This window comes from Vibrio sp. 10N.261.46.E11 (genome assembly GCF_041472735.1).
GTDB lineage: Bacteria > Pseudomonadota > Gammaproteobacteria > Enterobacterales > Vibrionaceae > Vibrio.
The window spans coordinates 285,651-297,156 of sequence record NZ_JBFRQW010000002.1 but is presented as its reverse complement, the minus strand read 5'-3'; the positions used below and the strand labels follow the sequence as shown (position 1 = coordinate 297,156).

The 11,506-nt window shown below is 43.7% G+C and carries 14 protein-coding genes; 8 read left to right on the top strand and 6 right to left on the bottom strand.

Features of this window, described 5'->3' with window-relative positions:
• Positions 1-264: 264 nt before the first annotated feature.
• Positions 265-555 carry a peptidylprolyl isomerase PpiC gene (ppiC, locus tag AB4407_RS01700; protein WP_083784005.1) on the bottom strand — a complete coding sequence of 97 codons (291 nt, stop codon included), beginning with the start codon at positions 553-555 and terminating at the stop codon, positions 265-267.
• A 271-nt stretch (positions 556-826) separates the two neighbouring features.
• Between ppiC and AB4407_RS01695 the strand changes: the two genes are divergently transcribed.
• On the top strand, positions 827-1,741 hold the full coding sequence (locus tag AB4407_RS01695) for a chemotaxis protein (protein ID WP_372117988.1): 915 nt from the start codon (positions 827-829) through the stop codon (positions 1,739-1,741).
• Positions 1,742-1,794: 53 nt separating this feature from the next.
• On the opposite strand, the gene hutZ is transcribed toward AB4407_RS01695, so the two are convergent.
• From hutZ to hutW, 3 genes are all read right to left on the bottom strand, one after another.
• A complete protein-coding gene (gene hutZ / locus AB4407_RS01690) occupies positions 1,795-2,325 on the bottom strand; it encodes a heme utilization protein HutZ (protein WP_372117986.1) in 531 nt (176 codons plus the stop codon).
• A gap of 119 nt (positions 2,326-2,444) precedes the next feature.
• Positions 2,445-2,966 carry a heme utilization cystosolic carrier protein HutX gene (gene hutX, locus AB4407_RS01685; RefSeq protein WP_372117984.1) on the bottom strand — a complete coding sequence of 174 codons (522 nt, stop codon included), beginning with the start codon at positions 2,964-2,966 and terminating at the stop codon, positions 2,445-2,447.
• Between the two features lie 49 nt (positions 2,967-3,015).
• Positions 3,016-4,425 carry a heme anaerobic degradation radical SAM methyltransferase ChuW/HutW gene (hutW, locus tag AB4407_RS01680; protein ID WP_372117981.1) on the bottom strand — a complete coding sequence of 470 codons (1,410 nt, stop codon included), beginning with the start codon at positions 4,423-4,425 and terminating at the stop codon, positions 3,016-3,018.
• A gap of 160 nt (positions 4,426-4,585) precedes the next feature.
• Here hutW and AB4407_RS01675 point away from each other — a divergent pair, with 160 nt between their 5' ends.
• The 6 genes from AB4407_RS01675 to AB4407_RS01650 all read left to right on the top strand — a co-directional run bounded on the left by AB4407_RS01675 (position 4,586) and on the right by AB4407_RS01650 (position 9,469).
• Entirely contained in the window at positions 4,586-5,347 is a 762-nt protein-coding gene (locus AB4407_RS01675; RefSeq protein ID WP_372117979.1) for a TonB family protein, read from the top strand.
• 2 nt (positions 5,348-5,349) lie between these two features.
• Positions 5,350-6,054 carry a MotA/TolQ/ExbB proton channel family protein gene (locus AB4407_RS01670; RefSeq protein WP_372117976.1) on the top strand — a complete coding sequence of 235 codons (705 nt, stop codon included), beginning with the start codon at positions 5,350-5,352 and terminating at the stop codon, positions 6,052-6,054.
• Complete coding sequence (locus tag AB4407_RS01665; protein WP_372117973.1) at positions 6,047-6,460, top strand: ExbD/TolR family protein; 414 nt, start codon at positions 6,047-6,049, stop codon at positions 6,458-6,460. Before AB4407_RS01670 ends, AB4407_RS01665 begins: the two co-directional genes overlap by 8 nt.
• Positions 6,461-6,635: 175 nt before the next feature.
• On the top strand, positions 6,636-7,526 hold the full coding sequence (locus AB4407_RS01660; protein WP_372117971.1) for a hemin ABC transporter substrate-binding protein: 891 nt from the start codon (positions 6,636-6,638) through the stop codon (positions 7,524-7,526).
• 123 nt (positions 7,527-7,649) lie between these two features.
• Positions 7,650-8,687 carry a FecCD family ABC transporter permease gene (locus AB4407_RS01655; RefSeq protein ID WP_372117968.1) on the top strand — a complete coding sequence of 346 codons (1,038 nt, stop codon included), beginning with the start codon at positions 7,650-7,652 and terminating at the stop codon, positions 8,685-8,687.
• Positions 8,687-9,469 carry a heme ABC transporter ATP-binding protein gene (locus AB4407_RS01650; RefSeq protein WP_372117966.1) on the top strand — a complete coding sequence of 261 codons (783 nt, stop codon included), beginning with the start codon at positions 8,687-8,689 and terminating at the stop codon, positions 9,467-9,469. Before AB4407_RS01655 ends, AB4407_RS01650 begins: the two co-directional genes overlap by 1 nt.
• A 392-nt stretch (positions 9,470-9,861) precedes the next feature.
• On the opposite strand, the gene AB4407_RS01645 is transcribed toward AB4407_RS01650, so the two are convergent.
• Positions 9,862-10,323 (bottom strand): TetR/AcrR family transcriptional regulator, encoded by a 462-nt coding sequence (locus AB4407_RS01645; RefSeq protein ID WP_086050649.1) that lies wholly within the window; start codon positions 10,321-10,323, stop codon positions 9,862-9,864.
• 529 nt (positions 10,324-10,852) lie between these two features.
• Here AB4407_RS01645 and AB4407_RS01640 point away from each other — a divergent pair.
• Positions 10,853-11,152: a YfcZ/YiiS family protein gene (locus AB4407_RS01640; RefSeq protein WP_009845739.1), complete on the top strand. Its 300-nt coding sequence runs from the start codon at positions 10,853-10,855 to the stop codon at positions 11,150-11,152.
• Between the two features lie 36 nt (positions 11,153-11,188).
• Here AB4407_RS01640 and AB4407_RS01635 read toward each other — a convergent pair whose 3' ends face one another.
• Positions 11,189-11,491: a YnjH family protein gene (locus AB4407_RS01635; protein ID WP_012600256.1), complete on the bottom strand. Its 303-nt coding sequence runs from the start codon at positions 11,489-11,491 to the stop codon at positions 11,189-11,191.
• Between the last annotated feature and the right edge of the window lie 15 nt (positions 11,492-11,506).

Below are 11,506 nucleotides of genomic sequence, written 5' to 3'. Positions count from 1 at the left end.
AAAGATCAACACGCCCTAGATATATACAAAGGCTAAAGGCAAAGCTGCATAAATTTCCTTAAGAATGGAATTTATTATATGAGTTACTCACTAAAAACCCTCCTCCTCCCACCGATTAGTCAAGGTGGATAGTTAAGGGCGTAGCGCTAATTATCGCATTCCGTCCGGGAGGAAAACTCAGCCGTCATGTTTCAAAATGCGCCCCAAAAAACGAAAAAGGAGCGTATCCACGCTCCTTGTATTCAATCTAACACATATTAATAACTAAGTTCGGTAAAGTACCTTAACTACGTGCCAACCAAATTTTGTTTTTACCAGATGTGGTACAAGCGTCTCGCCAGAGAAACAAATTTTATCAAACTGAGGCACCATTTGACCCTTTTTGAACTCGCCTAGGTCGCCGCCCTTTTTACCAGATGGACAGGTTGAGTGCTTCTTCGCTAGCGTTTGAAATTTAGCGCCCTTTTTAAGCTGCGTCATGATGTCTTCTGCTAATTCTTTATGCTTCACCAGAATATGAAGCGCTGCTGCTGTTCTTGCCATGATAATTCTCAGTTTGTTGCTGTCAGTTTACTTGCGATAATTACTTAGAATTCGTCAACATACTGACTGTTGTAATTTTGCTTACGGTTAACGACTTGTCGACAAAAGTCCATCGAACGCCAGCGTTTAGCGTGATTTTAACCCAAGAACCGTCATTCTTCACTCTATAACCGAAAACAACACCCTTAAAGGTCTTTAAAAACCGCATAGTGACTTGCCGCGGATGCCATTTCCCTTTAAATTAATCCTTATAGATTAAGCGCGTATTAAGTAGGAGCAACTTATGGCAAAACCGATAAGTAAAGCGAGTCAGTCACAGGGAATGCTGATGTTCAAGTTATCCCTCACTCAAAGTTTTGCGATAGGCACGCTTAAGGTCAGAGAAATCGTTCCTTTTCAGCCAATGACCCAAATCCCCTACTCTCATCATCATGTGATTGGTACCGTCACTATTCGCGATCTTACCGTTCCAGTTATTGATATGTCTGCAGCTATTGGGTTTCGACCGATCTCCCCAGTTGAATACCCAGACTGTGTGCTCATCGTGACAGATTGCTTAAGAACCGTAGTGGCATTCTTAGTTCGTTCGATTGATAAAATCATTGAATGCGACTGGAAGAGTATTGAGTCGCCACCCGCGAGTGTAGGAACCAATGTGTTTGTTACCGGCATTACACGTTTTGAAGATCGTATCGTGCAGATGCTCGACGTAGAGTTATTACTTTCTAAGATTTATCCGGCTTATGAAAACGCACATGTCCCGATGTTGACTGATGTCGAAAGAGAACGTTTAAAAGCGCTGAACATTCTATTGGTTGATGACTCTTTGATCGCAAGAAAACAGCTGTCTGATGCCTTAGACAGCATCAACATCCCTTACAGCATTTGTAATAACGGCTTAGATGCGATTGACCTGATGCGAGGCGAGGCTGCAAAAGGTACAGCAATTGATCTTCTCGTGAGTGATATCGAGATGCCCGGACTCGACGGTTATGAACTTGCATTTGAAGTACAAAACGACAGTGCACTCAGTCATGCCTACTGTATTTTACATACTTCACTATCCAGTGAGATCTGTGTTGACCGAGCCAATCAGGTGGGAGCACATGAAGCGCTAGAGAAATTCAATGCAGGCGAATTAATCGAAGCCATGTTGCGCGGAGCGAAGGTCTTAAACGACGCGGCTATGACGGCTTAGACATTAAAGAGCCCTCACATTAGAGGGCTCCTAAAGTAATCAGTTAAACGAGCTTACTCGTTAGACACTTTTTTGTGGCCTTCTTGCAGGTGAACGAAATCCACTAAGTCGTCGCCAGATACTTGGTATGCCTGACCGAAACCTTTTACGAACAGGCCATTCTCTGCTTTAAGGTTGAATAGAGAAAAATCTTGAAGTTGGCTTAAGCCATCAATAATCTCACCAAAACGTTCTTGCATCTGGCCGATCACTTGAGTCCAAAGCTCCGTTTCACGCTCTACAACACTTGCCTGAGCATCAAACGTTAAACGCTTACGTGCATAAAGCTGCTTCGAGCTCTCTTCGTCTTCAATCATCATCAAAGAGACTTGAGGGTTTGCTTTCAAGTTACGAGCATGACGAGCAATATCAGAAATTAGAACAAAATAACCTTCTTGGTTCTGAACGAAAGGTGCGTAACTTACGTTCGGGCGACCGTCTTGATCAACTGTTGCAAGTTGAAGAGTACGGCGCTCTTGGCGAAACTCTTTGATTTCTGGACCTAGGCGACCTTGTAGGCGTTCTTGTTTTACTTGTTGTTCCATCGATAATTCCTTTCTTCACTTTCTCTTATTTATTATTTTTACCCGAGGTTGAGCGTTCATTAGCGAGCTAAACGATCCTCGAGCATTCATGTCTTGTCTAAGCTTGCTGTTTATCTTGCTTAAGCTTGTTCTTGTAGTGCTTTGAAGCGTTCAACTTGGTCGGCAATAAGCTCACGCTTTTCATTGCGGCCTAGGTAGATCTTAAAAATGTTCTCGCCCGTTTCACTGAAGAAACCGAAGTAATGACTTTCGCGACCCATGAACGCCTTGCTCACCAAACCAACGTGTTTGACGTTATCGAGTTTCAGGTGGCCATGAAGCTCGCCCTCTTTGCCCATTAGGTTGTAGTAACCACGCGCGACTTTACCTTTAGGGAACGGCGCTTTTACTTCGAAGATTGAGCCGAATGAATGCATAATTGTGGTCACTGGGCCCCAACCCACTAAGCCTTCTAGGATCCCTTGGGCACGGCTGCCATCTAACATCACCGCCATGTCGTTTGGAAAAGCAGCGACTACTTCAACTTCTGAAACGCCTAGCTTCTCAGCAATCGCAGTAGGAAGCAGTTTTGGTTCTTCTTCTAGAATGCGTGCTACACGTTGTTCTAAAGTTTCTGTCATTGCTAATGTTGTATCTGTCATTGAATAGATTTCCGTATAAACAAGTAAGTTATGAATTAAAAATTCGAGACTAAGCGTGCTTCAAACTTGCATGCGGGTGAGCACCCAAGCCAGAGGCAATTGGTGCTGGGTGCAAGGTCTGATATTCAGTGTTAAGCACTTGAATCACACTCTGTGCAAGACTTACCGCCCAGAAACTGCCAGCTATAGTCAGGCTCAGGTAATCTTCCGAAAGATCAACTAGGCCATTTTTTTCCCAATGTGAAAACAGAGGCTTCAGGTAGTCAAACGTGTCTTGCCCCATAAAACTCGGCAACTTACTTCTTCTTACAACACCAGAATCAAAACCGGCTTTCAATGAAGAGAAGGTTGGCTCTAGTGAGCTTTGCTTGGTCATCATGGCTATTGGCAATTGACCTTGCTTTATAGACTCCATGTAGCTGTCTAAAGTTCGATGTTGCATCACACCATGACCACCGATGTTGCCACCAGCGCCACAACCAATGGGTAGAACTTCGGCATAAGTTTTCGCTAAGCTGTTGTAAATGCTGCGTTCGCGGTTATCACGAGTCCAGTGATTCACGCTCAGTTGCTTAACCTTGTGCTTTGCCATGAACTCAACGCCCGCCAAGTACATACTCGCCTTATCTGGCGTATTAGCAGGTGGTGGGATTTTTCCTTTCTCAACAAGATTAAGCATAGGCGCGTTGCCCGAAACAATCAGTTGGTAGAGGTCAATACCGTGTGCGCCAGTCGACATGTAATCTTCTAAATCTTGTTGAAACACTTCCATAGACTGGTGTGGCAACCCGTATAGCAAATCAAGAACGATAGGCGCTTGTTCAGTGCGACTCAGTGAACTGATACGTTTCAACACAACTTCTCGGTCATCCAAGCGCTTAGCACTGCGTCGAACTTGAGTATTGAAACTTTGAATACCGAATGAGAAACGATTGAAGCCACCTTCCAGCGAACGAGCAAACATCTCGTCGCCAAATCGATTAATCCGCCCTTCTAAGGTCATTTCCACATCGTTCGCTAATGGGAAGTGTTGACGAATAGCCTTACCTAACAGCTCAACTTGTAGAGGAGATAAATCGGTGGGTGTTCCACCACCAATATAGACGGCGTGAAATAGTCCAGACTGAGCCCAAGAGGTTTTAGCTTTTTGCATTAGCTCAACCATCAGTGCATCAAAATACTCATCCACTAATTTACGGCTTGCGGCATTTTGGAAGAAATTGCAGAACGTACAACGCACGCGACAAAAAGGAATATGGATATACAAACAACGTTTATCCTGTTTCTTTCCTTCACTCAGCATCAATTCATCAAATATTTCCAATTTCTTGCTCGGGTCGACCGGGATTGAGCTTCCCCCAGCATGTGCAGATTGCTTTTTGGCAAATGCAAAACGAAGTGGGTCTGGGCTAGAAACGCCCAGAATTGATTCGCCAAACTTATATATATCAACGCTCATATAATCTCTCTAAACACTTATATAGCAAAGCCTGGAAGACTGTTTGCTAAAACTGAGAGAATCATAAATAGACGCAAATGATAATGCAATTGATAATTGATCTTATTTAGATTCTAAGCAATAATCCGATACATATTTTAGATTTGGTGAAGGATTGAATGTGAACGTTCCTAGATATGTTATTGCAGGCGGTGCATCGTTAGTGATTCATGCGGCGATGTTATTTGTCGCTCAAGAATCCAAAGTCTTTGCAATGCCTGCAGGTAGCCAATCGAACACGGTATCGATCAACTTCACTCCAAAGAGCGTTCCCTCACAAGCTCAGCAAAAAACCGTTACAGAGCCAGTTGAGCCTGAGCCAATCAAGGAAACGGTCTTACACCCAGAACCTAAACCTGTCGAACCGAAAGCAGTAGAGCCAAAGCAAGCTAAACCTGCACCAAAGAAAAAAGCGATCACCAATAAACCTCAGCCCAAGAAAGTAGAGAAAAAGGTTGTGGAGAAGACAGCCGAGAAAAAGCCGATTCAAAAAAAACCGGTGACTCAACCAGAAAAGCTGGCCGACAAAAAAGTCGATAAAAATATGGACGAGTCCGCCAACCAACCTCGACAAGTTAATCAAGGCGTATCTAACCAAGAGCCGGTGTTAATCACTAGGCCCTCTTTTTCAGCTCGTCCAACACCACCAAGCTACCCACGCCAAGCAAGGCGCCGAGGCGTTGAAGGTGTCGCAACTTATGAGATCTGGTTAGATGCCGAAGGCAAACAAATTAAACAGGCATTAGTCAACTCATCAGGCGCACTAATGCTCGACAACGCTGCCTTGAAAGCCATTAAAAAATGGAAGTTCTCACCTCATACTGTAAATGGTCGAGCAATTGCTCACCGTGTGCAAATACCTGTTCGTTTTAAGTTGGATTAACCATGCAACAAATCAGTTACTTACAAGATCAACTTGGCCTAATGACATGGCCTCTTCTTATCTGTTCAGCATTAACAGCAATGATCATCGCAGAGCGCATCTTCCAAGTCATGCTTAGCATTGGTGTTGGCAAACGCGCTATTCGTCGTGAACTCAATCAGATTTCACCAACCAATAGCAAAGAAATCGAAGCATTAGCACAATCTATTTCTGGTAAACGACCTCTGCTGTACAAGGGCGTGTCGATGCTGCTTGCTCACCACTCTTTCTCAAAAGGTTTACGTGAAGATGCAGCAGGAATTTGGCTACAAGAGAAACGCCACCAGCTTCATGCAGGTTTAAGACTGCTTGGCTTGATCGGCGTCATCAGCCCGCTAATAGGCCTGCTTGGCACAGTACTTGGGCTTATTGAGATGTTTAAAGGCGTTGCCGCTACAACCGGCAGCATCACGCCTAATGATTTGGCAGACGGTCTTGGATTAGCAATGAGAACCACGGCCGCAGGCTTAATGATTGCGCTTCCTGCTATTTCAGGAGCTCAACTACTCGGGTTATGGGCCGATCGAGTGCTAGCTCAGTTAGAACACACTCTGAATTATGTGAATGTTTGGCTAGAAGGCATGTCAATTCAAACCAGTCAGTCTGGCGACACTCAAGGTACTCTCGTCAGCAAAGCCTCTATCGGTGATGTGAGCCAGCATGATTAAAACGCCCCGCTCATCTCAAACACAGAGCTTAGTTCCGGATTTAACACCCTTACTGGACATTATTTTTATCGTGATGGTTTTCCTTCTACTGACAGCGTCAGTGAAGTTGGAGTCATTAGAAGTGGAGCTTCCGAGTTCTGATATTAAAAACGTTTCTGAAGTTCATAAAGATTCGATTAGCGTCAATATCTTAGATCACGAACCTTACTGGGCGATCAACGGCCAAGAGTACATCGACTGGGAAAACTTCAAGATCGCACTGTTAGAAGAAACAGGCACATCGGATAAGAAACCGATCATCATTGGCGCCGATAAAGCAGCTAACGTTGAGAACTTAGTGAAGTTGTTGTCGTTCTTACAAGAAAACGGTATTCCAGCAACCCAATTACTCACGGAGGAAGGCTAGAACGACTCTTAAATTTTCATGAGACCTAGCACCTTTTATGAGATTGGACTCTTTATTGATAAGACCAAATAACCAAAGCCAGCTCTCTATCGATTCAAACTCAACATGCGGACAGGCTGATCACAAAGCATCTTCGCGATTACTCTCCATCAAAAGAAAGTACAAATAAATTATTATGAAAGACTTAAAAATGTTCAACAAATTAAAGAATAACAAACATTTACTCGCAATCGCTGCGATGGGGATGGTACTAACTGCGCCTATCGCCAATGCTGACGACGTGAAACCACTTAGAATCATCAGTGCTGGCAGTGCGGTTACCGAATTAGTTCTTGCTCTGGGTGCTGAAAAGCAGTTAATCGCAATTGATGTGACCAGTCACTTACCTCAATCAAAAACGCTACCAAAGATTGGTTACCACCGAAACCTGTCTGCAGAAGGGTTGATTGCCTTATCGCCAACCACACTGATTGGCTCAGATGAGATGGGGCCAGACAACGCCATTTCTCAATTAAAATCTGTGGGTATCGATGTCGAGATCGTTAACACCGAAGCAAACGTTGAAGGGCTATTGAAGCGTATCGATCAAATTGCAAAGATTACCCATACCGAAGCTCACTCACAGCAAGTTAAAGCAGAAGTAAATCAGAAGATTGCGGCACTGGAAGCTAACCAAGTACCCAACAACGAAGCGAAGAAAGTTCTGTTCCTATTACTGCATGAAGGCCGTCCTGCAAACGTTGCTGGCGGTGAAACATCACCCAACGCTATCATTGAACTGGCTGGCGGTGTTAACCCTGCGGCTCAAAGCCTAACGTCATACAAGCCATTATCGATGGAATCACTGGTAGAAATGCAACCAGATGTGATTTTAGTCAGTGGCCGTAGCTACCAGAAAATGGGCGGCGCTGATGCCATTCTTAAATCGTTACCTATGCTAGCGGCAACCCCAGCAGGCATGAACAAGCAAATCATTACCGTAAAGGGCAGCGCTCTAGTTGGAGGGCTTGGTCTTGAAAGCCTTTCTGAAGCGAAGCGAATAAACGCACTTATCTATCCGCTATAACTTATCTATCCGCTATAACTCACTACCCTATTTTTACTGTTACTTGCTCAATCCTCATTACTGCGTCGCTTTCGCAAAATCGGTTACGAGGATTGAAGCTAGTGATAGACATTGAGGCTCTTTATGTTGTTACGATCCGTCCCACTAAAAACATCGATGTTAGGCTTTGGCGCTATCCTAGTCTTAACCGCGCTGTACTCGGTCACCGTTGGGCCTATGGACATAAGCTTAGCTGACAGCGCAGCCAGCCTATTCCAACCCAGCAATGACTTAGCTCCCCACATCAATTTGGTGATTCAAGAGATCCGCTTACCGAGAACCATCTTATGTATGCTAATCGGCGCGATTCTCGCATTATGTGGTGCGGTCATGCAGGGACTGTTTCGAAACCCGCTTGCAGAACCTGGGATCATAGGCGTCTCTGCCGGAGCTGCATTAGGCGCGGCGTTGGCCATTGTTCTTTTCTCTGAGCTTTCACTTCAATACCCTGCTTTTATGAACTTTGCGGCCGTACCAGTATTTGCCTTTTTAGGTGGCGCTTTAACCACCCTGCTAGTTTATAAGCTAGGTACGGGAAAATTTGGTACCTCGGTGACCATCATGTTATTAGCGGGTGTTGCGATCAGTGCATTGTCAGGCGCAGGTATTGGCTTCTTGAATTTCATTGCTGATGACCAAATGCTACGTGATCTTTCGTTATGGTCGATGGGATCGTTGGCGGGTGCAAAGTGGTCAGGTATTGTGCTTGCTGCGATTACTCTCACCGCGCTGTTCATTGTGTTCTACCGCCAAGCAATGTCACTAAATGCCTTGTTACTAGGTGAGTCAGAAGCGCAACACCTTGGCATCCCAGTACAGAAACTCAAGCGAAAGCTGATTCTACTGACGGCCGCAGGCGTTGGTATCACGGTTAGCTTGTCTGGCATGATTGGCTTCATCGGACTGGTTATTCCTCATTTAGGTCGTATGTTGGCTGGCCCCGACCACCGAGTTTTATTACCACTGTCTGCAGTTCTTGGCGCACTGTTGTTAACCGCCGCAGATATGTTTTCTCGGGTGGCACTTGCACCAGCAGAACTGCCTGTAGGCATTGTCACTGCAATCATCGGTGCTCCTTTCTTCTTGTATCTACTATTTCAACAGAAAGGGAGAATCCTTTAATGTTTCCTTCAGCACTCAAAGCGACCAACATCGAAGTGAAATTCGGTAGTAAAGTGGTATTAGATGGCGTTTCTATTGAGATTGAAGCGGGGAAGGTAACCACACTACTTGGGCCAAATGGCGCAGGGAAAAGCACGTTACTTAAAGCTTTGTGCCAAGAGATATCAAGCACGGGTGATATTCAGTACTTTGGACATGCCAAAGATAAGTGGCCGTCTCAAAAGCTGGCAAGACACTTGGCTATGCTTCCTCAGCACAGTACGTTGACCTTCCCATTTTTAGCTCATGAAGTTGTCGAACTAGGAGGAATACCTCTGCAAGAGTCCAACAAGACGCTCACCAATATAGCTAGCCAAAAAATGGACGTTGCCGATGTGTCTCACTTGAGCGAAAGACTTTACCCTTCTCTATCCGGCGGGGAAAAGCAGCGTGTCCATTTAGCTCGAGTGCTAACCCAGCTTCACCACTCTGGTGATCAGTGTCTATTGATGCTTGATGAACCAACATCCGCACTGGATCTTGCTCACCAACACAACACCCTAAAGATCGCGAGGGATCTCGCCGACAACCACAACGCAGCGGTTATCGTAGTTTTGCATGACTTAAACCTAGCCGCTCAATACTCAGATCGATTGGTAGTTTTGAAAGAGGGAAACTTAGTTTGCGATGGCAGCCCTTGGGAAGCACTTAAGCCTTCGATGATTGAAGATGTGTACGGCTACACAAGCATTGTCGAAAAGCACCCAACCATGAACTTCCCACAGGTTCATCCCGCACAATAAGCTCAATTAAGAACAGGTTTGTTTTGAGTATTCGCTTTATCTAACAACCACACCATTCACCGCCTCGATTTCTTCGAGGCTTTTTATTGTCTCACAGTCCCTCTCTCGCCTTAAAATCAATTTTGTTAGTTACCATGGCAATACCCCTTAAAACGGCTCACCTTGAGCGTTTGAGGCTCTAGAAATAAACACCATCAGTTAATGTTAGTAAGCTTTTAGTTACTCAGAAATATGCAGGCAAAACCCTAAACATCTAAAAAGAAAAGAAATAACTTTATTCGGCACAAAGACAGCATCACGACAACGGTGTGAAAGCTAGAGAAAAAAGGAAGAAAAGTGAAACTACAGGTACAAAAAAAGCCCCCTTAGGAGCTTTTTTTATTGCGTGTTGATTATTGGCTCATATGAATCAATGATTTACCAATCAACCACTCTAATTCTTTACCACTAGTATCACCAAACTGAGTTTCAGTCAGTTTGTATAAGCGATCAATACCATTTGCAGCGAATTCATGTGCATTCTCAGCAGTAACGATATGATGGAAAAGTAAACGTAAGATCGCTAGGAACTCAGCATCTTCAAGTGCTGCAACCCAGCTAGCCGAAAATGCATCAAGGCCATTTTCAAAGTCAATGTGCTCCATGAACATCTTGAAAATACGACCGTCTAAAGCAGCAGTAAAATCCGTTTTCTTTGGAAAGTGATGACTTATACCGGTACGAGAAACGCCTGTTTGTTGACTCAACGTCGTGTATGACATTTTGTCGTAACCCAATCTCAATAGCTGGTCTACAACGGCATCCATGATCTTCTGGATCGTGATTTCTGTATCTTCTTTACTACGCTTTGGCATATTCAGGTTCTTCTCTTTGTAAATCCATCTAACTCAACCGAATGAAGTCAGAATGAAAATCGTTATCAGCATTATGTGAGCAAGGTATTTTTTCGCAAGTATTTCCATTAAATACCCACAAATACTTTGTACGAACAATTTTACAGTGTTGCCTCTTTGGGCACTTTGTTTAATTATTCTTCGAAAATCACCTTACAATCCTAAGTCGATAAGTTTAAATAACTACTTAGAATATGAAATACCCAACGAAAAATTCATTGTATAAATAACTGTCAAGCGATAGATACTCTTATAAAATCAATCCTGGCGCAACTAAGTGAATGATATTCTGACAAATAAATAACGTACCTCTTCAGGAAAACGTGATATTAATCACATACATATTTATCGTCGCGAATATACATATTCATTAAATATCCTATCAAACAGCATAGCATACTAGTAAAAATTAGTTCAAAGATTTTGATTTTTGTAGATACAGTTCAAATTGCTCGCTAGAATAACCGCAGACTTTGTAAGAGGATTATTTATGAGCCAAGATATTGGTAACAATGATGTATGTGAGGCTTGCGGCTGCGCAGGTGAAATCGGGTTTATCATTAAAGAAGGCGACGATGTTGCCGAAGTAACGGTTTACGGTAACTCTAAAGCACTCATTGAAACTGAGTTTGCTAAGTACGTTGAGCTTGCTAAACAAGTGTCTAGCAACGTTGAGTTTGAAGCATCAGAACTGACAGAAGAAAGCACAGAATTAAATGCTCGCTTTAAGTTTGAAGTCAGCGCTGAGAAGATTATTTTCGAACTTAAGACTCGCTCTCTAGCACGTTAATATAAGCACCAACACTCATACCAATGAAAGACGAGTTTATTTCTCGTCTTTTTTTATAATCTCAATCCAGCCTAGAGCACCATTGGTCTCAAAATCATTTTCGGCAGCACATCGAATCAACACTCCTGAAACTTCAACGACCGCACCTAGGCTATAGGCCTTATCATCATAATAACAAACTCGTTGCTGTGAACCACTCTGAGTGACGACGACTGCAGCCTTAGCGGGCGTTGATATTATTTTATTAGCATTCGCTGATGCTGAACAAAATACAGAAGTTACAATCACAAAGCCTTTTAGAATTTGACGCTTTATTTCAATCACAGATTCGCCTTTCATTGTGTTCTATTCTTT